This is a genomic window from Paenibacillus sp. HWE-109, assembly GCF_022163125.1.
Taxonomy (GTDB): Bacteria; Bacillota; Bacilli; order Paenibacillales; family NBRC-103111; genus Paenibacillus_E.
The window spans coordinates 474,894-498,811 of sequence record NZ_CP091881.1 but is presented as its reverse complement, the minus strand read 5'-3'; the positions used below and the strand labels follow the sequence as shown (position 1 = coordinate 498,811).

The window sequence follows — 23,918 nt, the reverse complement described above, 5'->3', positions numbered from 1 at the left end:
TCAAACTTTGATCGCATAACGATTCTTCAACAGTTCCATCATTTCTTGAATTTGTTGTTCTTCAGGATACCCGGGGATTTCCTCCCGTTTCTTCACTTGCCCCCCTTTGGCTGCCATGGCCTCGAGTAGATTAGCTATGAAAAGCTCAGACGTCAAAGGAATCTCCAGACATTCCGATAAACTTGCCATACTGCCCGGCGCCACTATGGGATAATCGGTAGAAGAAGCTTCACCCGCGGCTCTCTCATAGAAATTTCTAGCCAGCGATGCCTTTTCCTCGCCAGTCCCTTCTACAATTATGAAGGCTTGCACTGAAATAGCCCGCTGCTGCCTGCGTTGCGCAATGCCGCAAAATTTCCGCCCTTTGACACTTAGATCAAACTCGCCAGGACAAAAGGAGCCCAGTACTTCTCCTTGTTCAATCTGATCTGTCAGAGAACCCATAACTTCGCGAATCAAGGCTACCATGGAATCAAAATCTTTGCGATGTTCCATATCACCTGCCTCTTTGGGCATTAACAGAGAGATGTTCACGACGCCCAAATCAAGCGGAACCGCGGCGCCTCCAGAGTTTCTAACCGCTGTTTCGTAGCCCATCTCAGTCAGCCAAGTGCGGGCTGCTGCAGCTTCTGGAAGCCTGCTGTCTCTGAGTCCCATTACAAAAGACCTAGGGTGCCTCCAAATGTGCAAAATAGGCGGAGTCCCCTGTCCAATGGCCCTGCATAGAAGCTCCTCCAGCGCAAAAGCATATAAAATTGGTTTCGATTCCGTTTCACCGGACCGATCCAAAACAATCATAGCTGATGTAGATATAGGTATTTGGGTCATCTTTTTATTCTCCTGAACCAGTAAATTAAGTGCTCCTAGAGAATTGTATGCTATCCTAGACCTAGTCGCAATGCATATCTGGGCTATCCATGTCATAAAACATCAAAATTTTGGAAAGAATCAAAGGATTTTCATATTTACTGTCGAAATAAAAACTAAGCAATCAAATTTTTAATTAAGTAGGCGAGATCATTGAATGTAATTGACGACTTACTACTCAATATTTTGGTACTAACCTCACCGATCTTACTCTGTCACATCCTATGGCTCGATCGGCCCAATCCCTTCAATTTCAGAAGATTAGGTCGCCCATTAATTGGTCTGAGCTGCTCCATGGCCGCGATATTTTGTATGTCGCATCCATTTTTCACAATAACAGGTGACGACTTTGACTTGCGCATTATCCCTGTTCTTGTCGCCTTTCTCTACGGAGGCATTCGATCTGGCCTTACAGTATCCACGATCATCCTAGCCTACGCCTTCTACATCGATGGGTCCAATTTTATCTCGATTATTACTTTGTCTGCTCTTCTTGTACCCTTCATCTTGGCTTTCATCGCATTAAGTAATTGGAAGCACTTAACCCCCAAAGTCATGTTTCCCAGTCTTCTTGCCTTCATCAGCGCCATAGCTACCTTCTGTATAACCATGCTTTATCGGATCGGTTCATTCGTCGCTGTAGATAAACCCTTTCTTCTTTATGGCTTATTATTTTGTCTCGTACATATGCTCACGATGTGGTTGTTAACTTATCTGATCGTTCGTATTCGAGAAAACAGTGCCATGCGCCAAGAAGTTCAGCGATCAGAGAAGCTGAATGTGCTAAGTGAATTAGCCGCTTCTGTTGCCCACGAGATTAGAAACCCAATGACCGTTGCCCGTGGTTTTATGCAAATTCTCAGTCAATCTACTGTTACGGAAGAAAAGAAACTGATTTATACCTCGATGGTTATCGAAGAAATCGACCGCGCACAGAACATTATTACTGATTATTTATCTTTCGCCAAACCACAGGCGGAAAAGCTCGAAGAGCTGGACGTGTCGAGTTTATCGCACAAACTTATCAATCTCATTAATCCGTACGCTGCCATGCGCGGAGTAGAAGTCAGTATCGACATGGAACCTGCTCTCTTAGTCAAAGCCAACAGTGAGAAACTGATACAATGCTTGGTCAATTTAACGAAAAACGGCATCGAAGCCATGCCTAGCGGCGGTCTGTTGCAAGTCTCCGGCTTCCGTGACAAAACGAAGATCATCCTGCAAATCAAGGATAACGGAATCGGCATGACAGCTGAGCAAGTAGACCGTCTGGGAACGCCATTTTACTCAACCAAGAATAAAGGCACAGGGCTAGGTCTCATGGTCTCTTATCGGATCATCAAAACATTCGGCGGACTCATTGATGTGACGAGTGAACCGGAGCATGGGACCTGTTTTACCATTTCTTTACCGGCCGCTTGATCCTTCGCTGCTGGCCAGAATATCCATAACACCTTTAAACAAGGGGATGGACTTGTTGCTATCCGATGCATTCAAGTTCTTAACGACGACAGACACCGCGTACTTTGGCGTCGCAACAGGTCCATATCCAATAAACCATTGATTCACTTTCTCCTGTTTCCCGTTCTGCATCTGAGCTGTTCCTGACTTACCCGCCAATTTCCACTTGGCATCCTGCAGACCTTTTCCCGTGCCGTCAGTCACAACTTCTCTCATCCAGTTTAGCAATGTTTTGCTGGTAGCAGCTGACACACGCCCCGCTTCAACCTGCTGCAACTTGGGGGCATAGCTTTCCATCAGGCGATCTGTCTGATAACGAATTTCTTGAACAACCCTAGGCGAATATCCTTTGCCGCCATTCAGTAAAGTGACGATCATATTCGAAGCTTGCAGCGGAGTCATCATCACATCTCTTTGGCCAATGGCTGTTTGCATCAGAACACCTTCGTCATCGTGCGGGGTATGCGCGCCAAATAGCTGGCCACTCTCCTCAGCATCCAATTGGTGAAGGATAAGCTGGGTATCTGTTTTCCCAGTCCATCCCACTTCATTCAGAACCCCTAGTTTGTGGGCATAAGTCTCCAACTGACTGGCTGTAAGCCGCTGCATCACTTTGGCAAATACAATGTTGCAGGACTGTGCGAAGCCTTGTTCTAAGGTTAGCGGCCCATGCCCTGCTCTTAACCAGCATGTAAAGCCATATTTGCCAAGAGCCCCTTCACAGTTAAATGTCTCCTTAGGATCAACAACACCTTCATCCAGCGCCGCAGCAGCAACTACTGTTTTGAAAATAGATCCTGGCGCTGTCGCTTTTACTGCATAATTGCTCCAGTTATTACTTGCCAGATCAACTTGCGTCGGATCATAATTGGGCCTGCTCGCCATGGCAACAATATCACCTTGCTTCACTTCCTGCACGACTACGGCGCCATCTCGAATTTGCATGCTATCCATCAACGCTTCGATTCTCTGTTGTATACTGCCATCTAGTGTGATCACTAGCTTAACCGGATAGAACGTATTATCAGGGGCAATCATACGGGCATCCAACCCAGCCAGCGGCCGTTTCCCTGCATCCGTGAAATAAGAGATAGAGGTCTCACCTATGCCGCGGAGAAACAAGTCAAAGGTTTTTTCAAGGCCGGCGCCACCAATTTTGGAAGTAAGTGTCAGCTTGCCCTTTTCCAAATCATCCCCATACAAACGCATCACGCGATCCGGGTTTTGCCCGATAAACCCAATCAACTGACGAGCCGTCATCCCGGTGGGATAGCGATCTTCCATCTCAGTCACCTTCACATTCGGCAAGGTCAAAGTCTGTATCTGAGCCTCCTGCCCAGCACTCAAAGCAACGGGTTTCCCTGTATCTGTCACACTCCAGACTTGCGGTTCTTTCAATTGACTGGAGAAAGCAAGCCAGCGTTCCTTGGTTGTCTGCAAAATCCGAACAAGCTGATTAACCTGCTGCGGATCAACTCTGACTTCCTTGCTCATAGGGAACACAACCAGTGATTTTATCATTTTCCCTGTCAATGGCTTAAGGTTGCGATCCAGAATTTCACCTCGGCCGCTATCGAGCACCAAAGCTCTCTGCCTTTGAATGACCGAGTTTTTGAGCAAATTAACACCTCGGGATGAATAATTCTCTGTTGCCGCAATTTGTATCCAAAAAAGCTTGCCTATGATCCCTATAAACAGAAGAAGGATAGCGAAAAGCACAAGAAAGATCCGACGTTTTTCAAGAGCCGACAATTGGCTTGGTTTCATTTCCTTACTCCTAACTAAAAGTTGGTATAACATTCAGTATCGTCATTCCTGACCCTTGTCAAACGGCTTGCTAAGCGCCCCTAACATAAAAAATCCACTCTCCGCTTAGGAGAGTGGACTATGTATGAGAAGAAGGATAGCTTAAACTTCAAATTTGGAAAGCGTATCATTGAGTGACTTGGACAGCAGGTCCAGCTTGTCTGACAATTTCACCAGACCATCGCTGATGCTAAGCTGTTCAGAGCTCAATGAAGCAACTTCCTCAGAGGTAGCAAGAGATTCCTCAGCTACTGCACTTACATTCGTCATCGCGTCGGAGAGAACCACTTGGGACTGTTCCAGTGTAGAGATCGAATCGCTCACAGTGCTCAATTGCTCAATGAAACCACCCATATGACTCGTAACTTGCTTGAAAATAATATCAGCTTCTTTAACAGCTAATATTTGTTCTTGGAAAATCGGCGTTGCTGTCGACAGCACCTTCACCGTCTCGTCAATTTCCTTCTGAATCGTCTCTGTAATCTGACCTACAACATCAATGGATTGCCTCGATTGATCCGCAAGCTTACGGATTTCGTCAGCAACAACCATGAACCCTTTGCCAGCAGCGCCTGCACGGGCAGCCTCAATCGTTGCGTTCAAAGACAAGATGTTGGTCTGCTTCGTCATATTATTGAGCAAATCGAGAATTTTACGGATAGAGCGTGTGCTGTCTTTCAAATTATCAACTTTGTCTGCCATAGACCGAATCATCTCTTCGGTCAGGTTCGTTTTGGAAATCAACTCGGACATATATTTCGTTCCTTGCTCACTGGAGCTTTGAACATCTGCCGCTGCTGTCCCCATTTCCAGATTGGCTTCGATAACTTGTTTCATCTGAATACCAATGTGATGCGTCAACTCATTGCCTCTTTCGGATTCCGTCGCCAAACCGCCGGCACCGTTAGAAATTTCGTCTGTGGCTACGGCAATTTCTCTTGCTGCTGTAGCTGTCACTTTGGAAGAGTTCGTTAATTCTTGCGCCGTTTCGAATACGGATTGAGCAGAAGCACTCGTCTGCGAAACAAGGTTCGTAATCTGCTGCATCATGACATCAAAACTTGCGCCTAGTTGGCCGATTTCATCTTGTGTCTTGTAGTTCGCTCGTACGGTTAACTTCCCTTTGGCACCTTGCTGCATCAGGTTGCGAAGATTAACCAGAGGACGACCGATCATTCTAGCCACGAACAATCCAATCAATACCGCTGCAATCGCCGCAAATAAGGCAATCAGAAGCGTATAATTAAATATTTTCTTAGCATCCTTCACCAAACTGCTTACCGGGATATCGCCAACAAGGTTCCATCCGGAGATGGAAGATTTATAATACGCAACGAGGTGATCGTCTTTGGTAATAAACGAACCATTCTCTTCTTCAAGCTGCTCTTTGCTTAGTTGAATCGCTGAATCTTTCTCAATATCCGTCAAATTTTTGGCAGCGATATTTTTGTTCTCATGATTCGTGACCACAACTGCGCTGTCATCGCCTAGAGAAATGCCATTCAGTTCTTTCGCGAGAATATCTGCGTTCAATTCTAAGACTAGAATGCCGGAAGTGCTGTTAGTCAACGTATTTCTCATAACACGACCAATGGCAAATGTATTCGCCGAACTGCTGGAATATCCTTTGCTTTTGCTATCCAACCAAGCCACTTTTCCGCCTGCATCAACGATCTTTTTAAACCAATCGGTCGAACCTGTGTTGTCAGACAACGAACTTCCGCCAGCACCGGTAATCACGATCAATTTGCCGTCCGGTCTATACAAATGAAGCGTTTTAATCGATTTGTTCGAGAACGTCACAACATTTAATTTCTCGGTCAATTGACGAATAACTTCAAGTGATTCATAAGAGGATGCATCTAATTTCGGAATTTTATCAAGTAAATCCTGCAATTCCTTATTCAACATAATCTGCAACGAGACGTCATCAAAGGTTTGATAAAGGAAATCTAATTTCTGACCTGCTTGTGTAACGGTTTGAAGACTGGATTCTGATACTTTGTTTTTAATAACGCTTTTGGAAATGGAGTAAGAAATCATCCCTACAATCAGTACGAAAAAAAGAATACTGGCAAAAAACATTAAAAACAATTTCATACCTACAGATTTCACAGGATTCTCCATTTTAACTTGCCTCAATTCCTTAAATGCAACCGTGCCCATTTGTTTAGATGTTTTACCTGCTACACCTACCATACGACCCCATGGAACATTTTGAATTGCTTTTACGAGAGATTGAAGTGCTTTGTTAAAGAAAGCAAGAATACTTTGCACCTTGTTATTCATTCTGTTCACCGCCATTGGTTTCTACTTCTTAAATGGGCCCCTTACTTTCGAACTATATGAAAAGGGTTACATAAGAAGTTGGTTAATAAATTCGACACACTTTAACATTTTCCTTTAATATTCGATCCACATTTAAATAAAAAAATAGAAACTTTCTCCAATATACCCCAGTCTGGAGAAAGCTTCCATGGTACTATTTACCTGTTTTTTTACGCATCATATCCCATTGTTTCACAGGTTGATCTGTTTTTAGTTTAATAAGTTGCAGCGGATGTCTGGCAGCATCTAACTCTTGATCCTGCTCATTCCAGATCAAGTCGACCTTTTGTTTGAATTGTGTCCCCTGCGGTCCAAAAAACTCAATTTCCTGCCCTGGCTTGAAATGATTTCTCTGCTGAATGACAGCCGTGCCTGATTCTTCATCATAAGACATCACAAGCCCTACAAAATCAAAGCCAACTACTTTATCCTCAGGCTCAAAAATATGATCTTCATGTCCTGGAGCCTCATAGAAAAAGCCGCTATTTAATGGTCTGTTGGCTGCTTTATGAATTTCATCCTGCCAGACTTGGCTGATAGCGAAATGCTCCGGATCAGCAAAATAGGCATCTATCGCTTGCCGATAGGCATTCACTACCGTTGCCACATAATGAATGCTTTTCATGCGGCCTTCGATCTTAAAGCTGTCTACCCCAGACTCGATCATTTCAGCAATGTGGTCGATCATGCTCAAGTCCTTCGAACCCATGGTAAAAGCATCATCCTCTTCACCAAACATAGGCAGGTCAGTTGCTAGAGGGGCTGAAAGCGGCTGATCCTTGGCGAACAGATCGTATTTCCAACGACAAGATTGCGAACAGCCTCCACGATTGGAATCGCGGTCCGTAAAATGGTTGGAAAGCACACAGCGCCCTGAATAGGAGCTGCACATGGCCCCATGAATGAAAGCCTCTATCTCCACATCCACATGCGCCTTGATTTGATCAATTTCAGACATGCTGACTTCGCGGGCCAGAACAACGCGTTCAATGCCTTGATCTTTCCAAAATTTAACCGTTTGCCAGTTCATTACCGACTGCTGTGTACTGACATGTACCTCCAGCTTAGGCGCGACTCGCCGGCAGGTCTCCATAATGATCGGATCCGCGGCAATGATCGCCGAAATCCCTACCTCTTGAAGCCCGCGCAAATAGTCATCCAAGCCCTCGATGTCCTCATTATGGGCGTATATATTCGTTGCCACGAACACTTTGGCCCCATATTGATTGGCAAACTCGACACCTTCCCGCATTTCTTCCAGAGAGAAATTGTCCGCATTGGACCTCAGTCCATATTTCTGCCCGCCTATATATACCGCATCTGCTCCATAATGGATCGCAAATTTCAATTTTTCCAGACTGCCCGCTGGGGCCAGCAGCTCCGGCTTATCCAGTCTTACCCGTTTGCCTCTTGCTCGTGCTTCTAATGCTGTCGTCATCTCGGAGAGCACCTTCTTTCATTCATATATCAATAAACCTGTTCTTTGTAGAAAAATCCATATGACAATTCACGTTCAGGGTCTTGCAGACCAGCTATGGCATCCAGCCATTCCTGCCTGAACTCGTACCCTTGTGGATCTGCGGCATAAGCATCGATGGCAGCCCGATATCCTCTTACTACAGTTTCATTATAGGCCTCAGATTTCAATAAACCTTCAATTTTCAAGCTATCTACTTGACCATCCATGAGCTCTGGCAGGTTTTCCAGCATACAGATATCCTCCGAGCTCATAATGTGGGTGCCGTTGCCGTCTTCATAAACAGGGTACCGCTGATCACGGCGTTCATGTTCGATCAGAAATAGCCCCCGCTCTATTGAACGATCTTGTGTAGAAGCATCATTGCCCTGATGCTCGATATAATTTTTGACAAGCTCACGCTTGGAGTGATAGATATTGGTAATTCCATGAACTTGAACCTCAACCGCCAGTTCCGTCTGCTGCTTAAAAGCCAGAACCTGTTCCATGTTCAACTCTCTGGCCAGCACAACACGTGTTGCTCCTTGCTTGCCCCAATAATTCGCTGTTGCGTAATTCGTCGACGTCATCTCCGCGTTCCAGTGCAGTGCTATCGGCTTAGCCAAACTGTGTGCAGCCATTAACACGGACGGATCACCAAAAATAACTGCATCCACGCCATATTCCTGCAATTTGCTCATATATTCGAACAAGCCATCCAACGAAGCATTATCGAAAATTTTGTTTACAGCCACATAAACTTTAGCTTGTTTCTCATGCGCCCAAGCTACTGCTTTCTGGATTTCATCGAGCTTGATCTCTCCCGGAAGGCGCATGCCATATCGCTCTTCCCCGATAATTACAGCATCAGCGCCCGCTTCAATTAATCGTTGCAATTCAGCGACACTGCTGCAGCTTACTACTAGTTCTGGTTTCTTCACTTGCTTACCCTACCTTCTGTCAGCTTTCTAGCCTACGATTAGTTTCCGGCCTTTTTACTTTCAGCAATATTCTTCTTATGCGCTTCAAAGGTTTCTGCAAACAGATGTCCCTTCGTACCATCCTTTTTCGTTACATAGAACAAATACTTCGTTTCTTCGGGATAAATAGCCGCTTTCATCGAAGCGAGACTTGGACTGGCAATCGGCCCTGGCGGCAAACCAACGTTTAAATACGTATTATAAGGACTTTGGATCTGCAGATCCTTCTCCAGCAGTCTGTCTTTGGACTTATCAAATAAGTATTGGACCGTTGCATCAATTTGCAAAGGCATATTCTTCTTTAAACGATTCTGGATCACGCCTGAGACAAGCGCGCGTTCTTCGTCGACCACAACTTCCCGCTCTATCAAAGAAGCAATCGTCAGCATCTGGTGAATGCTAAGCCCACGCTCCTTGAGCTTGTCCTTCCAATCAGGAGGAAGCGTTGCTAGTTTCTTATCCAACTGCTGCAAAGTGCGCTCTATGAACTCTTGTTCACTCGAGCCTTTCTTGAATTCATAGGTCTCAGGGAACAAATAACCTTCTAGCCGGTGCTTGAGATTCTTATTATCGGGAATCGATGCAGTCGCCTCTGTCTTAATATCAATTGGCGCGTCAGCTATTTGTAGAAAAGCTTCTTTTTTCCAAGGCGTCTGCTCACTAATTTTGGCGGCAATTTGATCAATGGTATAGCCTTCAGGAATGGTGATGCGTATCATATCTTCCTTGACGATATCGCCTCTATTCAGCTTGTCAATCATCTCATCGAACGTCATACCTGGCTTCATGCTATATTCGCCTGCTTGAAATTTCGAGCCTTGTTTGTTCCATTTCAAATAATACGTGAAAATCGATGAGTTCTTAATAAGTCCTTTGGTTTCCAATTCTTTGGCGATTAACGCAGATCCCGAACCTGGCTGTATCGAAACTCGTACTTCCTGTTCAGCAGCATCGACAGGCTGCAAAGCATTCGCAATATACAGGCCTATACCGCCTGCTGTGCCAATAATAATGAGCAGCAATAAACCAATCACAAGCAGGGTGACTTTCACCTTGCTTCGTTTGGGCTTATTCTGTTCATTCTCTTGCTCAAGCAAGTTATTCACTTTAATCCTCCTAAGAGCTTTCGTGAAGAAAGCTATCTACGTAAACAAACAAAAACGAGCGGATGCAATCCGCTCGGTGGTCATCTTTACACATCATCCTGATCTGGAAATACCATCTCGTCGTAAAGTTCTGAGACGGTTTCCCACTCATCGTCATCTTCGATGGTCTCCAATTCGTACTGCCCATCTGCATCCGTGATCACTCGGAAAACAGCTACATCGTCTTCCTTCTTGAGCGCATCGGATTGCAAAACTGCGTACGTGTAATCTCCATACACAAACTCTTTCAGCAGATGATACACCGTTGACTCATTTTGCTCGTCAAACAAGATAATATCATCCCCGTAAGCTTTGCGCAATACGTCGGAAGGCGTCGTACTCATGCTTCTTCTTCCTCGTCGAATTCCGCCATAAGCGTGTTGAACGTTTCTTCAACAATATTCCACTCTTCTTCATCTTCGATGGTGAACAATTTCAAATCTTCGCCATCATCATCTTCTTCATAACGGAAAGCATACACTTCATCGGATTCTTCGTCTCCGCCGTCTGTTGGAACAACCATCATGTATTTCTTGTCGGAACCGTCCACTTCGAATTTCATGATAACCTCGAACTCTTCTTCGTTGCCTTCGTCGTCCGGGATGTAAATGATTTCTGGTTCTTCTTCACGCAATTCTTCTTTGGACATGTTCGTTCACCTCTTCATATTAGCATCCATGTACCCTTGCAGGATGAGCTGCGCAGCCATCTTATCAATGACTAACTTCCGTTTCTTCCGACTAACATCCGCTTCTAGCAGTGTGCGTGTCGCAGCAACAGTCGTTAAGCGTTCATCCCACAAGTGTACAGGTACACTTAATTTTTGTTCCAGTTCTTTGGAGAACTCAATCGCTAGCTCCCCGCGAGGACCTATCGTATTGTTCATATTTTTGGGCAAGCCAACAATAATCTGAGTTACGCCATATTCTTTGACAATGGCTTCCAGCCTATCGATGTCTTCCCCAGGCTTGCGGCGATGGATGACTTCCAGCCCTTGAGCGGTCCAACCAAGCTCATCGCTCATCGCGACACCAATCGTTCTATCCCCATAATCCAAGCCTATCCATCTCATGCCGGTTCTCAATTCCTTCTATTTGTGTTGACCCAGATATGCACGAACCAATTCTTCAATCAGTTCGTCGCGTTCCCGTTTGCGAATGAGGCTCCGGGCATTGTTATGCCGCGGAATGTAAGCAGGATCTCCGGAAAGCAAGTATCCGACAATTTGGTTGATCGGATTATACCCTTTTTCCTGAAGAGCGTCGTACACCGCTAGTAAAACATCTTTGGGCGACGTCTCAATTTCTTCTGCCTTCACGTTGAACTTCATCGTTTTGTCCATGGAACTCATCAGGAGCACCCCACTTTCCTTGTGTAACCTTGTCATATATTTGAAAAATGTTCCGTGTATACTGGATATATTCTCTATGGGTTTAAAAATTCCTGTCCCGTCAAAAAATAATTATGCAAATTGGGAAAGAAGTCCTTCCACACTGGACAAAGCTGCCGGCAATTTGGAAGCATCTTTACCGCCTGCCTGCGCCATATCCGGACGACCGCCTCCGCTTCCGCCTACAGCCAGTGCTACCTCTTTGATAATTTTACCAGCATGGAAACCTTTGGCCACCAAATCAGGTGTGACCGCAGCAACCAGATTAACTTTATCATCGGCAACAGCGCCAAGCACGATAACCGCAGATCCCAACTTCACTTTCATCTCATCGACGATGTTGCGAAGTGAATCCATATCCGCTGCATTCACCTGTGCGGCCAATACGGACACGCCCGCAGCTTGCTTCACTTGGTCCGTCAGAGAGCCAGCCTCGATGCGCCCAAGCTTGCCGCGCAGCGATTCATTCTCGCGTGCCAGTTCCTTCATTTGCTGAAGCGTTGCTTCAACCCTTTTAGGAACATCCTGCACATTCGACTTAAGCAGGTTAGCTGATTCCTTCAGCAATTGCAATTGCTGGTCTAGATATTCGTAGGCGCTGCGACCGGATACGGCCTCAATCCGACGTACGCCAGATCCGATCCCGGACTCGCTGACAATTTTGAACAAACCGATTTGACCGGTATTCGTAACATGACAGCCTCCGCACAACTCCAAGCTGTAATCACCGACTTGCACGACACGCACGATATCGCCGTACTTTTCACCGAACAAGGCCATAGCTCCCATAGCTTTCGCATCTGCGATGGCTTGGAGTGAAATATCCACGTTGATGTTATTCCATATTTGACGATTGACACGCTGTTCCACATCCTGCAGCTCTTCGCTGGTGATGCTTCCGAAATGGGAGAAGTCAAAACGCAAGCGATCCGGTTCTACAAGGGATCCCGCTTGATTGACGTGGGTACCCAATACTTCCTTCAAAGCTTTGTGCAGCAGATGGGTCGCTGTATGATTCTTGATGATGTCTCCACGCTGAGCCGCGGCTACGATCGCTTCTACTGAATCCCCGATACGCAGAACACCGGATTCCACGATCACTTTGTGGACATGCTGCCCATGAGGCGCTTTGCTAACATCTTCCACTTTCAAAGTCACTTGATTGCTGCGAATAATTCCGTAGTCGCTTACTTGACCACCGCTTTCTGCATAGAACGGCGTACGATCCAAGACAACTTGGCAAGTCTCGCCTACGCCCACGATGTCTACTAGCGTATTTTCATGAACAATAGCTGCAATATTAGCACTAACTACCAATTCATTATAACCAACAAATTCGCTTTTAATCGTCAATTCGGATAGCGGACCGCCTTGAACCTTCATTCCACCTTCTTTGTGACTAGCTGCTCTTGCACGGTCCCGCTGCTCCTGCATGGAAGCGTCGAATCCTGCACGATCAACGGTCAATCCCTTCTCGGAAGCGAAGTCCTCTGTTAAATCAAAAGGGAAGCCGTAAGTATCATACAATTTAAAAGCATCCGGACCGCTGATTTGGTTCGTACCTGCTTGACGCGTTTTCTCAACCATCTCCGCAAGAATGATCAAACCATCGCTTAACGTTTCATGGAAACGCTCCTCTTCCGTGCGGATCACCTTTTCGATAAATTCACGCTTGTCTACAACTTCTGTATAGTAAACTCCCATGATATCGCCCACAGTTGGTACAAGCTTGTGAAGGAACGGCTTATCCAAACCTAGCACCTTCCCATAGCGCACAGCGCGGCGAAGCAAGCGGCGAATGACGTAACCACGACCTTCATTAGAAGGAAGCACACCGTCACCAACAGAGAAAGCAACCGTACGAATGTGGTCCGCGATGACTTTCAATGCTACATCATGCTCATCATTGACATGATACTGCACACCGGTTAGCTCACAAGTTTTATCAATAATCGGTTTGAACAAATCCGTATCAAAGTTCGAGTCAACATCCTGAAGAATGGAAGCAAAGCGCTCCAAGCCTGCGCCTGTATCAATGTTCTTGTTAGGAAGCGGTGTATAGCTGCCGTCTTTGTTATGGTTGAACTGGGTAAACACAAGGTTCCATACTTCCAGGAAACGCTCGTTCTCTCCGCCAGGCCAGCATTCTGGATCCGACAAATCACCGTATTTGTCTCCGCGATCATAGAAAATTTCAGTACAAGGACCACATGGTCCTTCGCCGATATCCCAGAAATTATCTTCTTTCAACTTATAGATACGATCTTCCGGTATGCCGATTTCTTTGTTCCAAATAAGAAAAGCTTCTTCATCATCTTCATGAACAGTAACCGAGATCCGATTCGGATCAAAGCCGATCCATTGCGGATCGGTTAAGAACTCCCACGCCCAAGGAATAACTTCTTTCTTGAAGTAGTCACCGATGGAGAAGTTACCCAACATCTCGAAAAACGTATGATGACGACGCGTCTTCCCTACATTCTCAATATCATTGGTACGAATACATTTCTGTGCATTCGTGATCCGCGGATTTTCGGGAATTTCACGGCCATCCAAATAAGGCTTCAGGGGAGCAATCCCTGCGTTAATCCAAAGCAGTGATGGATCATTGTGCGGAACGAGCGATGAGCTTGGCTCTACCTTATGCCCTTTACTAGCAAAGAACTGCAACCATTTGGAACGAATTTCACTTGCCTTCATCTCTCTCAAGCCTCCATATATATGCATGATCTTCAAAAACAAACAAAAAACGCCCCTGTAACATACAGGGACGAATCATCGCGGTACCACCCTGGTTATTGAAGCCGATTCTTCCTGCCGAAGCAAGAGAAAACGAAACCCAATCTCCTTGTGCGGATCTGTAACGGGTCCAACCGGTGAAGTTCTTCCACACTCCGAAACGAGCTTTGGGCCATCCTAACATCGAAAGGTTCTTTCAGCCGGTAACTAAGCAGCTTATGCTTGCTTCCCGGAACCTTCTCTCTGACAATGGGTCATGGCTTACTAAAGTTTCATCAACGTTTTCATGTTAGATATAGATAAGGCAAATTATAACTTTACGACGCATTGCTGTCAATATTCAGCGTAATAAATGAAACCATTCCTCTTTGGGAAACGTATATAAGATAAATTCGTTTCCCATTCTTTTACCAAACCTAGGAGGTGTTGTAACTGGATTTCTCTTCACTCATGTTGCTTGCTTTAATCTCGCCGATTTTTATCATTGTCATCTACATCATGGCCAAAACACTTGTAAAAAAAGAAATCCCGGATAGCCGCTACAATCCCTTCGACTATATAACAGGGCAAAGCCGGATCGAATTTCAAGAGCAAAAGGAAGAAAAGGAAGAGGCAGATGACCAAGGAGACGATAAAAATAAACATTTAATAAAACTAAAAAAACGCAGTTGACAATCGTTCTCAATGGAAGTATACTAAGTTTATTGATAATGATTTTCATTATCGAATAAGAAACAAAAGAATTCAGCATACTTATTCCGTATCCCATTCGATGGTTTACGCATTGCCACACCCTTTCATATCCTCAACCCTCGTGCAGAACCCCTATGGTCCATGATCCCGCAAGTCATGGTTCACAGGGGTTTTGTGCGTCTTCTGAGCGGTTCTCCCTAGGTGGTTGGCTTATGAACATAATGCAGGAACACATGCTGCAGAATAACTTTCATGACGGCAAAGAAAGGGACAGCCAATATTAACCCCACAATACCCGCTACCTCCCCTCCTACAAGCAGCGCGAAGATGATAAACAGAGGATGCATATGGAGCGTTCTTCCTACTACCTGTGGTGAAATCACATTTCCTTCCAAAATTTGAATCGCTAAATTTACGAGCGCTACGAACAGTACCATTTTCAAAGAAATCGTTGAAGCCATGATGATGGCTGGCGCCGCCCCAAAGAAAGGACCTAAGTAAGGAATAATATTGAAAATCGCGACCACGCTCGCTAAGAGCAGCGCATACTGCATGCCAATCAGCCAATAGCCCAAATACGCAAGTCCGCCGATAATTACGCAAACTAACAATTGTCCGCGAATATAATTGCCCAGTGCGGTGTCAATATCAATTAGCAGCTTAACCGTTTTTTTACGATGCTCACGAGGGACGATGGCTAATGCTGTTTTTTCGATAATTTGAAAGTCCTTCATAATGTAAAAGGCCACGAACGGGACAATGAAAGCAATGAACAGCATATTAATCGTGTTACCGATTTGATTCATGTAATTGGAAATAGCCAGAGAAATACTGCTTTCCAGCTTGGCCAGTGAATGATTAAATCCGCTGCGCACACTATCAGGCAGCAATTGATTCTGATTAAAGCCATCGACAAGCGATTGAGCACGCATGGCCATTTGCGGCATGTGTTCGTTCAATTCAGCAATTTGCGTCATAAACACCGGCGTCATATTCATAATAATGACCGTAAGCGATGAAATAAACACGCTATAAATCAGCAGAACGGCAATTGTTCTTGGCACTTTGCGCTTGTTGAGAAGATTAACAACGGGATTCAAGATGTAGGAAATGATCACCGCAATAAAAAACGGGGTCACAATCGCTTTGATAAATGTAATAACACTAAACAGAATCGGTTTAATTTGCAGCAGCATATACAAGGTCATCAGGGCCAGCAGCGTGTACACCAGCCCGATAAACCATCTATTTTTCCAAAATCGTTCCATGTCATTCACCTCGGGACTGTCAGATAAGTTTTCGCTCATACAGTATATGTACAACTCGTCCAAATTAATCCTGAAGCTGACATCCGCGCAACAAAAAAACGCCATCTTCATGCAGCTATCTGCTTGAAAATAGACGTTTCGTTATGATCATTTATTGATTAATTGGCATGTTCTTGGACTAGAGGCATTTCTTCCTCAAAAAATAAATCATCCAGAGAACTCAGTGTACCGTCTTCCTCAACCTGATACACGGACATTTTCTCTCCGTTAACGCTGAGTTCTATAAAGCAACCCCAGCAGTAAAATTGATGGGAACCGATCTTTCCAATATCTTTGGAATTACAGTTTGGACAACGCATCTCGCTCACCCTATTCTTCTTTGGATACGAAGAGTTCTTCCATTTCCTGAGCGCAATGTACAGGCACTATAATGGCGTCTTCCCCCTTGGTTGCCGATTCCGGCATGGGTAGCCATTTACGCCCTTCCTTTAAATCAGAAATAAACCCTTCGGACAATTCATAACCTACTATTTGTTTACCCCAATCTTGGTTTAAATAAACATCCTCCACCACGCCTAATTTATGTCCGCCTACGGTTATGACCGGAAGTCCTTTAATTTTGCGGCTTCCTTCAAGGAAAGCATGACACTCATCCACATGCTCGAGCTCTTGCATGACCGTTTCGTTCGGTATGGTAACGGCATCTTCTCCCGCAGCGGTGATTCCCTCCCAAGGTACGTAACGTAAGGAGGAGAACCATACTTTCACTTCAAGAACGATACCTCGTATGTTCCAATCAGGGTCAACCAACAGATCTTTCACTTGACCAATCTGCTTACCGGAATCTACCGTGATGACAGGAAGTCCGATCACATCATGCGCTTTGCGCAAGTTCAATTCCTCCTAGAACCACCCGGTACTAATTCATACGCAACCGAAGGATAATGGTTGCAACTTTCTGGGCAGCTGTTTCGATTTGCTCTTTAGAGTTCCCCATTCCAAAGCTAAACCGAACCGCGGAGGCTGTAACATTTTCTGGAAGTTTCATTGCTTTTAGAACATGCGACACTTCAAGGGAACCGGATGTACAAGCAGAACCGCTTGCCGCAGCCACATTGTCGAGATCTAAATTCATAAGGAGTGTTTCCGTTGAAATACCTGGAAAGCTGATGTTCAGAATATGCGGGACTGACTGTTCCGTGTGGCCATTTATCGTAAAACCTTCGCTGCCTAATTGCTGCTCCAGGACATCGATCATCACTTGACGCAGTTCTGCAGCTTGCTGCTGCATGCTGATCTGCTGGGGTAGAAACAGCTCCACCGCTTTGGCGAAGCCAGCGATAGCCGCCACATTCTCCGTTCCAGCGCGGCGCTTTCTTTCCTGTGATCCCCCGTAAACGTGAGGTATTAATTTCGTATGCTTCGATACATACAAAGCTCCGACACCCTTGGGGCCGTACAACTTGTGTGCGGAGAAGCTCACTAAATCGACTGGAAGCTCATGCAGGTTAATCGGCAATTTCCCCAGAGCTTGAACCGCATCCACATGAAAAGGAATCTGCCTTGCCCGAGCAAGTTGACCTATAGACTTAATTGGCTGAATCGTCCCCACTTCATTATTCACATACATCACTGATATAAGTGCCGTATCAGGGCGAATCGCTGCTTCGACATCCTCGATTTGAGTAAGACCAGTCGGACCTACTGGCAGGTAGGTCACCTCATATCCGAGGCTCTCTAATCGCTCACAAGGATGTAAAACAGCATGATGCTCGATTTGAGTTGTAAGGATGTGCTTCTTCTCTTCTTTGTTCGCATTCAAAAGGCCAAATATCGCCATATTATTGCTTTCAGTTCCACCGCTTGTAAAAATCAGCTCAGCAGGCAGACAGCCCAATGACTTCGCCATCGCATCACGAAACCGATTAAGTGCTGTCCTCGTTGCTCTGCCGAAGCTGTGTGTACTCGAAGGATTGCCATAAAAGGCTGTATAGAAAGGAAGCATCGCTTCCAATACGTCGGGATGCACTGGCGTGGTTGCCGCGTAATCAAGATAAATAGGATTCATTAGACACCTTTAAATGTAGAACATGTAGTTGTCACTTGAGCCTTGATCTTCGTAAGAGATCAGGTTTGCAAGTGTAGTTGAATCCAAGACATCCGCAATGCTGTCGCGGATACGTATCCACAGGTCACGCTTAGCCGGGTCATCTTCTTCTGTGAAATCAACAGGGCTGATCGGCCCTTCCAGAACGCGAATAACCTCGCCCGCCGTCACTTGATCCGCAGCTTTGGAGAGAATGTATCCACCGTAAGCTCCACGAATACTTTTCACCAATCCTGCATTGCGCAGGGGAGCCACGAGCTGCTCCAAATAGTGCTCGGATAGTTGATGTTTCTCAGCAATACTTTTCAGTGAAGTCGGTCCTTCACCAACGCGATTGGCCAGCTCCATCATGATCGTTAGACCATAGCGGCCTTTTGTAGAAATTTTCAAAATCACACCTCATTCAACATTTATGCCATCAGGAAGTCGGATCGATATTTTATGAATCTTATGTTCTGTTTGGTCCACATGCAGATACTGGGGTCGTCCCTATCTAGGTAAACAGCGTTTCCAATTTTCGCAAAAACATTCCTAAACATCCGTATATCGTATATATGTTATCATAGTTTCCTTGATTTGTGTGGGAAAATCCATGACATTCTCATGAAATATTTTAATTTTCCGAGGTAGAGTTGTATAATAGTGAAAGCTTTATTTCTGATATATCAAATTAGACTCACAAGATAGAAAAGAGGTTCATAGTTATGAGCAAAAAAACACGTGTCATTCTAGGTATGTCCGGTGGTGTGGATTCCTCCGTAGCAGCGCTGCTGCTCAAAGAGCAAGGTTATGAGGTCATCGGCATTTTCATGAAAAACTGGGACGATACAGACGAGTTTGGACACTGTACAGCTGAAGATGATGCAGAGGATGTCAGACGCGTTTGCGATCAGCTCGATATCCCTTTCTATACAGTTAATTTCGAGAAACAATATTATGACAAAGTGTTCGCTTACTTCTTGGACGAGTATACCAAAGGACGTACGCCGAATCCGGATGTCATGTGCAACCGCGAAATCAAATTCGGCGAATTGCTGCAAAAAGTACTCGACCTGGGCGGCGATTATATCGCTACCGGTCACTATGCACAGGTGAAAGAGCAAGATGGTGAATATGTGCTGCTGCGAGGCAATGATTCAAATAAGGATCAAACTTATTTCCTGAATGTCTTGAATCAGCAACAGCTCTCCAAAGCCATGTTTCCGATCGGCCATCTGCCGAAACCCAAAGTGCGTGAAATTGCCGAAGCAGCTGGACTAGCAACAGCCAAGAAGAAAGACAGCACAGGCATCTGCTTCATCGGAGAGCGCGATTTCAAAGGATTCCTCAGCCAATATCTACCTGCCAAGCCCGGTAACATGGTCGATATTCGCAACAACGAAGTCAAAGGACGACATGATGGTCTGATGTACTATACACTTGGTCAAAGACAAGGACTCGGCATTGGTGGTTCAGGTTCAGGCGAGCCTTGGTTCGTCGTTGATAAAAATTTGGAGAGCAACGAATTACTCGTCGTGCAGGGCGAACAATATCCAGGCCTTTATTCCAAAGGTCTTACAGCTACAGATGTCAACTGGATTTCATCCAACAAGCCTGCGGGTTCGTTCGCTTGCACAGCTAAATTCCGTTATCGTCAAGCCGATCAAGGCGTGGTTCTTACCTTTGCTGACAACGGGACCTGTGAAGTTGTGTTTGATCAGCCGCAAAAAGCAGTCACACCAGGACAGTCCGTTGTTTTCTATGCAGGTGACGTGTGTTTGGGCGGCGGAGTCATCGATAAAGTGCATAAATAAGTTAGGACGCTTGAACCAGAGGAAGGATGCATCCAAATGTTCAAAACGAACGCCAGTACTTTGAAAATTGCAACTTATGAAGATGCCATAAAACTTGTGAAAGAAATTGGGATTCTCCCTCTCTCTTCCTTCATCCCTGATCATCCGTCACTGGATTCCGTGACCGAATTCAAAGATTGGCATACTGGCTTAGACACAGATCCTTGGTTATGGCGGGATCGTTTTCCCGGAGAAGGCATCGCAGTTTATGGCCGTTTTTTTGCTAAGAAGCCTTTATTGATTTCTGCTGAACTTTTCCCTCTGGTCAAAAATTTACTGGAAGATCCGTATTCCGTCGAAGAACGTTATGAAGACGGACTGCTTCCCAAGGCATCTGTCGAAATTTATCAGGCGATCTCCGATCAAGAAGGCATCGATGTTAAAACATTGCGGGCTAAAACAGGCATGAAAGCCAAAGAATCCAAAAGTGAATTCGATCGTGCACTCATCGAACTGCAAAGCTCTGCGGACATTGTCATTGCTGGCATCAGTGAAAAAAGAAATGCTGATGGCAATAAAAGCGGTTGGAACAGCACCTGCTATATGACCGCTTCACATTGGATGGAACTGTATAACCACGCGCCTAATACACTGCCGACTCCGGAAGCCAAGAATCAAATGAGAGCATGGATTGCAGAGAAATACAGTGAAGCTGCTAGTCTTTATTTGCGAAAAATATTTAAGCTTTAAGGTTTGCCTCTGGATAAGAGTCTACAAAGACTTCTATTCTTGTAAAAAAGCCACATTTCGCGAAAATACGAGCTTTTTGAGACTCTTATTGCTTCGTGTGGGGGAGTTTATGCGTGTTTCACCAGACATATGGGTCTATAAGGTCCGCTATTCATGAAAAGCCCCCACTTTTTGTGCAAATAGGAGCTGCTAAAGACTCTTATCTGCTTCATAGAGGGCTGTCTCAAAGCCATGTGATCTTTTGGGACAGGCCAGGCAAGCTAGATGATCTCGCCCCCTAATTTCGAGGCATCTCGTAAGACCATAGATCGCGCTTATCTGCTGCACAACCTTAATTTTCAGACTTGGGATATGATACACGCTTGAAGAAAGAGCCTATCCGGGCTCTTTTTTTGCACTGTACCCAAATTTACCTGTGCCTCAGGAAGTATGTACGTGGAACTCTGCGCAAACGATATGGGTGAAAGGTGTGAGCGCATGTTTAAATTCTCAACCGCCCTTCTGCTTATGGGGTTTGCTTGGAGTGACGATGTGCAGGCATGTATAGGTGAAAGTGAACGATTCCTAGGCGCTGAAATTATTGCGTATCAAGAACCCGACCCTGAATATGCCAAATGGAGCCGTTTAGCGTTTCACGAAGCTGGCAAGGTGTACACCTTGCTTGATTACAAATATTTAGGACGTTCTATCGTGGCCTCTGGGGTAGCCCAGCAGCAGTTCCGATTCTGGGTCAGACATCACGGTGTTGAATTCCCTTTGATTGTCTCCATTCGGTATGATCCGATCTCGGAAAAAGTCTTTACGATTGAAATGGCGCAAGAAAAAAGAGGGAACTTACAGATATTATAGATCTGTAGGCTTCCCTCTTCTTTTTTGTTGATTGAGCTTCATCTTCTCTTCCGTTCCTTGCTCACTGGCCTGGAAAATGATCTCCCGTTGAATTTCATCAGGCAAGTATTGCTGGCGTACAAAGTGGCCGGGGTAATTATGCGGATACATATAGCCTTTATGTCCTAACTGATCAGCGCCTTTGTAGTGTGTATCTCTCAAATGCAGCGGTACATTTGCCGATTTCACTTGATCCATCAATTGCTCTGCGCGCATGATCGCAAGCGGGATTGAATTGGATTTAGGACTTTCTACGGCGAATAAAATTGCCTGGGAAATGATGTACTTCGATTCTGGCCATCCAATCTTATGATAGGCATCCATAGCCGTCACAGACTGCACCATGGCCTGCGGGTTCGCCAGGCCAATATCTTCACTGCTGGCGACGATAAGGCGCCTCAGGAACGTCATAGGGTCCATGCCAAGCTTCTCAACGGCATAGAGGAACCAGAACAGCGCGGCGTCACTGGAGCCGCGTATGCTCTTGTGAAAGGCGGACAAGACGTCATACTGCGTCGACTCGTCCGCTTTCACGATGGGGCGGCGGATCGACTCCTCCGCCACCTCAAGCGTGATCCGAACCGTACCATCCGGTTCGGGCGAAGTCGTCAGCGCGGCGAGTTCCAGCGCGTTGAGGGACCTCCGGATGTCGCCGTTGGCCATCCGGGCAATGTGCTCCAGCGCCTCCTCCTCCACCTGGAGGCGCATGAAGCCGAGCCCCTTCACGGGATCGGCGATCGCTCTTTGCATGGCGATGAGCGCATGCTCCGCCGTGAGCGGCTCGAGCTGAAACAGCGTCGAGCGCGACAGCAGAGCCCCGTTCACATGGTGAAACGGATTCTCTGTGGTCGCCCCGATGAAGATGAGGATGCCCTGCTCGACCGCAGGCAGCAGAGCATCCTGCCGCGAGGTGTTGAAGCGATGCACCTCGTCCAGGAAGAGGATAGTCTTACGTCCGTACATCGCTTTATTCGTCTTCGCCAGCTCGATAATCTCTCTGACATCCTTAACTGAAGCATCAACCGCGTTCAACTTCATGAACTCCCCTTGAGTACGGTTGGCAATGATGTTCGCCAAGGTTGTCTTGCCAGTCCCTGGCGGACCATAAAGCAGGATCGAAGACACTTGGTCGGCTTCAATCGCTCTTCTTAACAGCTTGCCTTTGCCGACGATTTGCTCCTGACCGATATATTCATCTAATGTCGTTGGCCGCATGCGGTCTGCGAGCAGCTTGCTGCTCGGCTCTTGAGATGAGGCATATGTAAATAAGTCCATTGAATGAGTTCCTTTGCTTTCTTTTCTTTGCAACCATGGCCTTCATTATAACTCGGAGATGAAAACATGTCATGTTTTCAGGCGGAAGGATCCTAAATCCCCTATGTCACAATAAACGGATCGACGTTCCCCAAAAGCAAAAATAACCTAGCCTGCGGCTAGGTTATTTACAATAATTGTGCCCTCATTCAGCGCATCTAGGGCATCTAGCGCATCCGACAACTCATCCTTGCTTTTTCAAACCAATTTCCAACAATTCTTTCACAGCTACGCTCACCATAATCAACCCCGCAACTGGCGGGACGAAAGCATTGCTCGCCGGAGGCTGCTTTGCTTTGCGAATTTCAGGCGCGTTCGCCGGAACAATTTGTTGCGTGACATCTTCGCGCGGCTTCATTGGCTCTTCTGTCGAGAAGACGACTTTCACGCCTTTTTTGATGCCTTCTTTGCGCAATTTTTGTCGTACAACACGAGCGATGGGGTCCATGCTGGTTTTGGAAATATCCGCCACTTTAAACTGCGAAGGATCCATTTTATTCGCCGCTCCCATGCTCGAAACAATTGGAATCTTGCGCTCCAGGCACTGCTTGATCAGATGAATTTTGTAGGAAATCGTGTCGCTGGCATCGAGCACATAGTCGATGTTATGAGCGAAAACTTCTTCATACGTTTCCTCTGTATAGAACATCCTCAGCGCAATTACATCGCAATCCGGGTTAATTAATTTGATTCGGTCCCGCATCAGATCAGCTTTGGGCTGACCAACAGTCGTCGTGAGGGCATGAATTTGTCGGTTGATATTAGTAATATCAACGACATCCTTGTCGATCAGAATTAGACGGCCAACGCCTGTACGCGCCAACGCTTCGGCCGCGATAGAACCTACGCCGCCAATCCCCAGCACCGCGACCGTGCTATTCTTCATGATTTCAAGGCCTTCAGGCCCAATGGCTAGTTCCGTCCGCGAAAATTGGTGAAGCATAGATACACTTC

General features: G+C 45.8%; 23 protein-coding genes. 5 read left to right on the top strand and 18 right to left on the bottom strand.

Features of this window, described 5'->3' with window-relative positions; all coding sequences use genetic code 11:
* Positions 1-828, bottom strand: a complete 828-nt coding sequence (locus LOZ80_RS02245) for a lipoate--protein ligase family protein (RefSeq protein ID WP_238169897.1) — start codon at positions 826-828, stop codon at positions 1-3.
* A 192-nt stretch (positions 829-1,020) separates the two neighbouring features.
* On the opposite strand from LOZ80_RS02245, the gene LOZ80_RS02240 reads away from it, so the two are divergent.
* Positions 1,021-2,289 carry an ATP-binding protein gene (locus LOZ80_RS02240; RefSeq protein WP_238169896.1) on the top strand — a complete coding sequence of 423 codons (1,269 nt, stop codon included), beginning with the start codon at positions 1,021-1,023 and terminating at the stop codon, positions 2,287-2,289.
* On the opposite strand, the gene LOZ80_RS02235 is transcribed toward LOZ80_RS02240, so the two are convergent.
* From LOZ80_RS02235 to alaS, 10 genes are all read right to left on the bottom strand, one after another.
* Positions 2,275-4,095 carry a peptidoglycan D,D-transpeptidase FtsI family protein gene (locus tag LOZ80_RS02235; RefSeq protein ID WP_238169895.1) on the bottom strand — a complete coding sequence of 607 codons (1,821 nt, stop codon included), beginning with the start codon at positions 4,093-4,095 and terminating at the stop codon, positions 2,275-2,277. The genes LOZ80_RS02240 and LOZ80_RS02235 overlap by 15 nt on opposite strands.
* A gap of 141 nt (positions 4,096-4,236) precedes the next feature.
* The gene (locus tag LOZ80_RS02230; RefSeq protein WP_238169894.1) at positions 4,237-6,438 is read right to left on the bottom strand and encodes a methyl-accepting chemotaxis protein; all 2,202 of its coding nucleotides are present in this window, start codon (positions 6,436-6,438) and stop codon (positions 4,237-4,239) included.
* Between the two features lie 178 nt (positions 6,439-6,616).
* On the bottom strand, positions 6,617-7,900 hold the full coding sequence (locus tag LOZ80_RS02225) for a peptidase U32 family protein (RefSeq protein ID WP_238169893.1): 1,284 nt from the start codon (positions 7,898-7,900) through the stop codon (positions 6,617-6,619).
* Positions 7,901-7,929: 29 nt separating this feature from the next.
* The gene (locus tag LOZ80_RS02220) at positions 7,930-8,859 is read right to left on the bottom strand and encodes a peptidase U32 family protein (RefSeq protein ID WP_238169892.1); all 930 of its coding nucleotides are present in this window, start codon (positions 8,857-8,859) and stop codon (positions 7,930-7,932) included.
* Positions 8,860-8,897: 38 nt separating this feature from the next.
* Positions 8,898-10,004 (bottom strand): endolytic transglycosylase MltG, encoded by a 1,107-nt coding sequence (mltG, locus tag LOZ80_RS02215; RefSeq protein WP_238169891.1) that lies wholly within the window; start codon positions 10,002-10,004, stop codon positions 8,898-8,900.
* 86 nt (positions 10,005-10,090) lie between these two features.
* The gene (locus tag LOZ80_RS02210) at positions 10,091-10,387 is read right to left on the bottom strand and encodes a DUF1292 domain-containing protein (RefSeq protein WP_189013324.1); all 297 of its coding nucleotides are present in this window, start codon (positions 10,385-10,387) and stop codon (positions 10,091-10,093) included.
* Positions 10,384-10,692 (bottom strand): DUF1292 domain-containing protein, encoded by a 309-nt coding sequence (locus LOZ80_RS02205; RefSeq protein ID WP_167067890.1) that lies wholly within the window; start codon positions 10,690-10,692, stop codon positions 10,384-10,386. Before LOZ80_RS02205 ends, LOZ80_RS02210 begins: the two co-directional genes overlap by 4 nt.
* Before the next feature lie 6 nt (positions 10,693-10,698).
* Positions 10,699-11,115: a Holliday junction resolvase RuvX gene (gene ruvX / locus LOZ80_RS02200; protein ID WP_238169890.1), complete on the bottom strand. Its 417-nt coding sequence runs from the start codon at positions 11,113-11,115 to the stop codon at positions 10,699-10,701.
* 18 nt (positions 11,116-11,133) lie between these two features.
* A complete protein-coding gene (locus LOZ80_RS02195; protein ID WP_028555746.1) occupies positions 11,134-11,394 on the bottom strand; it encodes an IreB family regulatory phosphoprotein in 261 nt (86 codons plus the stop codon).
* Positions 11,395-11,505: 111 nt separating this feature from the next.
* Positions 11,506-14,133, bottom strand: a complete 2,628-nt coding sequence (gene alaS / locus LOZ80_RS02190) for an alanine--tRNA ligase (RefSeq protein WP_283214735.1) — start codon at positions 14,131-14,133, stop codon at positions 11,506-11,508.
* Between the two features lie 489 nt (positions 14,134-14,622).
* On the opposite strand from alaS, the gene LOZ80_RS02185 reads away from it, so the two are divergent.
* Entirely contained in the window at positions 14,623-14,844 is a 222-nt protein-coding gene (locus tag LOZ80_RS02185) for a DUF3951 domain-containing protein (RefSeq protein ID WP_238169889.1), read from the top strand.
* Between the two features lie 218 nt (positions 14,845-15,062).
* On the opposite strand, the gene LOZ80_RS02180 is transcribed toward LOZ80_RS02185, so the two are convergent.
* From LOZ80_RS02180 to cymR, 5 genes are all read right to left on the bottom strand, one after another.
* Positions 15,063-16,133 carry an AI-2E family transporter gene (locus tag LOZ80_RS02180; RefSeq protein ID WP_238169888.1) on the bottom strand — a complete coding sequence of 357 codons (1,071 nt, stop codon included), beginning with the start codon at positions 16,131-16,133 and terminating at the stop codon, positions 15,063-15,065.
* A gap of 158 nt (positions 16,134-16,291) precedes the next feature.
* Positions 16,292-16,492 carry a hypothetical protein gene (locus tag LOZ80_RS02175; RefSeq protein WP_238169887.1) on the bottom strand — a complete coding sequence of 67 codons (201 nt, stop codon included), beginning with the start codon at positions 16,490-16,492 and terminating at the stop codon, positions 16,292-16,294.
* A gap of 10 nt (positions 16,493-16,502) precedes the next feature.
* Entirely contained in the window at positions 16,503-17,024 is a 522-nt protein-coding gene (locus LOZ80_RS02170) for a PRC-barrel domain-containing protein (protein ID WP_238169886.1), read from the bottom strand.
* A gap of 28 nt (positions 17,025-17,052) precedes the next feature.
* Entirely contained in the window at positions 17,053-18,201 is a 1,149-nt protein-coding gene (locus tag LOZ80_RS02165) for a cysteine desulfurase family protein (protein WP_238169885.1), read from the bottom strand.
* A 9-nt stretch (positions 18,202-18,210) separates the two neighbouring features.
* Complete coding sequence (cymR, locus tag LOZ80_RS02160) at positions 18,211-18,630, bottom strand: cysteine metabolism transcriptional regulator CymR (protein WP_189013338.1); 420 nt, start codon at positions 18,628-18,630, stop codon at positions 18,211-18,213.
* Between the two features lie 314 nt (positions 18,631-18,944).
* On the opposite strand from cymR, the gene mnmA reads away from it, so the two are divergent.
* From mnmA to LOZ80_RS02145, 3 genes are all read left to right on the top strand, one after another.
* A complete protein-coding gene (gene mnmA / locus LOZ80_RS02155) occupies positions 18,945-20,033 on the top strand; it encodes a tRNA 2-thiouridine(34) synthase MnmA (RefSeq protein WP_238169884.1) in 1,089 nt (362 codons plus the stop codon).
* A gap of 36 nt (positions 20,034-20,069) precedes the next feature.
* Positions 20,070-20,762, top strand: a complete 693-nt coding sequence (locus LOZ80_RS02150; protein ID WP_238169883.1) for an AlkZ-related protein — start codon at positions 20,070-20,072, stop codon at positions 20,760-20,762.
* 477 nt (positions 20,763-21,239) lie between these two features.
* The gene (locus LOZ80_RS02145; RefSeq protein ID WP_238169882.1) at positions 21,240-21,611 is read left to right on the top strand and encodes a DUF3889 domain-containing protein; all 372 of its coding nucleotides are present in this window, start codon (positions 21,240-21,242) and stop codon (positions 21,609-21,611) included.
* Here the strand turns inward: LOZ80_RS02145 and LOZ80_RS02140 are convergent.
* Both LOZ80_RS02140 and LOZ80_RS02135 read right to left on the bottom strand, forming a co-directional pair.
* On the bottom strand, positions 21,606-22,925 hold the full coding sequence (locus LOZ80_RS02140; RefSeq protein ID WP_238169881.1) for a replication-associated recombination protein A: 1,320 nt from the start codon (positions 22,923-22,925) through the stop codon (positions 21,606-21,608). The genes LOZ80_RS02145 and LOZ80_RS02140 overlap by 6 nt on opposite strands.
* A gap of 223 nt (positions 22,926-23,148) precedes the next feature.
* Positions 23,149-23,907 carry a tRNA threonylcarbamoyladenosine dehydratase gene (locus LOZ80_RS02135; RefSeq protein WP_238169880.1) on the bottom strand — a complete coding sequence of 253 codons (759 nt, stop codon included), beginning with the start codon at positions 23,905-23,907 and terminating at the stop codon, positions 23,149-23,151.
* Between the last annotated feature and the right edge of the window lie 11 nt (positions 23,908-23,918).

What these genes read in the sequence shown, in the direction of transcription:
- LOZ80_RS02245 (WP_238169897.1), bottom strand. Translation starts at nt 828, where the DNA reads ATGACCCAAATACCTATATCTACATCAGCTATGATTGTTTTGGATCGG.
- LOZ80_RS02235 (WP_238169895.1), bottom strand. Translation starts at nt 4,095, where the DNA reads ATGAAACCAAGCCAATTGTCGGCTCTTGAAAAACGTCGGATCTTTCTT.
- LOZ80_RS02230 (WP_238169894.1), bottom strand. Translation starts at nt 6,438, where the DNA reads ATGGCGGTGAACAGAATGAATAACAAGGTGCAAAGTATTCTTGCTTTC.
- LOZ80_RS02225 (WP_238169893.1), bottom strand. Translation starts at nt 7,900, where the DNA reads ATGACGACAGCATTAGAAGCACGAGCAAGAGGCAAACGGGTAAGACTG.
- LOZ80_RS02210 (WP_189013324.1), bottom strand. Translation starts at nt 10,387, where the DNA reads ATGAGTACGACGCCTTCCGACGTATTGCGCAAAGCTTACGGGGATGAT.
- LOZ80_RS02205 (WP_167067890.1), bottom strand. Translation starts at nt 10,692, where the DNA reads ATGTCCAAAGAAGAATTGCGTGAAGAAGAACCAGAAATCATTTACATC.
- ruvX (WP_238169890.1), bottom strand. Translation starts at nt 11,115, where the DNA reads ATGAGATGGATAGGCTTGGATTATGGGGATAGAACGATTGGTGTCGCG.
- LOZ80_RS02195 (WP_028555746.1), bottom strand. Translation starts at nt 11,394, where the DNA reads ATGAGTTCCATGGACAAAACGATGAAGTTCAACGTGAAGGCAGAAGAA.
- alaS (WP_283214735.1), bottom strand. Translation starts at nt 14,133, where the DNA reads ATGAAGGCAAGTGAAATTCGTTCCAAATGGTTGCAGTTCTTTGCTAGT.
- LOZ80_RS02185 (WP_238169889.1), top strand. Translation starts at nt 14,623, where the DNA reads ATGTTGCTTGCTTTAATCTCGCCGATTTTTATCATTGTCATCTACATC.
- LOZ80_RS02180 (WP_238169888.1), bottom strand. Translation starts at nt 16,133, where the DNA reads ATGGAACGATTTTGGAAAAATAGATGGTTTATCGGGCTGGTGTACACG.
- LOZ80_RS02175 (WP_238169887.1), bottom strand. Translation starts at nt 16,492, where the DNA reads ATGCGTTGTCCAAACTGTAATTCCAAAGATATTGGAAAGATCGGTTCC.
- LOZ80_RS02165 (WP_238169885.1), bottom strand. Translation starts at nt 18,201, where the DNA reads ATGAATCCTATTTATCTTGATTACGCGGCAACCACGCCAGTGCATCCC.
- mnmA (WP_238169884.1), top strand. Translation starts at nt 18,945, where the DNA reads ATGAGCAAAAAAACACGTGTCATTCTAGGTATGTCCGGTGGTGTGGAT.
- LOZ80_RS02150 (WP_238169883.1), top strand. Translation starts at nt 20,070, where the DNA reads ATGTTCAAAACGAACGCCAGTACTTTGAAAATTGCAACTTATGAAGAT.
- LOZ80_RS02145 (WP_238169882.1), top strand. Translation starts at nt 21,240, where the DNA reads ATGTTTAAATTCTCAACCGCCCTTCTGCTTATGGGGTTTGCTTGGAGT.
- LOZ80_RS02140 (WP_238169881.1), bottom strand. Translation starts at nt 22,925, where the DNA reads ATGGACTTATTTACATATGCCTCATCTCAAGAGCCGAGCAGCAAGCTG.
- LOZ80_RS02135 (WP_238169880.1), bottom strand. Translation starts at nt 23,907, where the DNA reads ATGCTTCACCAATTTTCGCGGACGGAACTAGCCATTGGGCCTGAAGGC.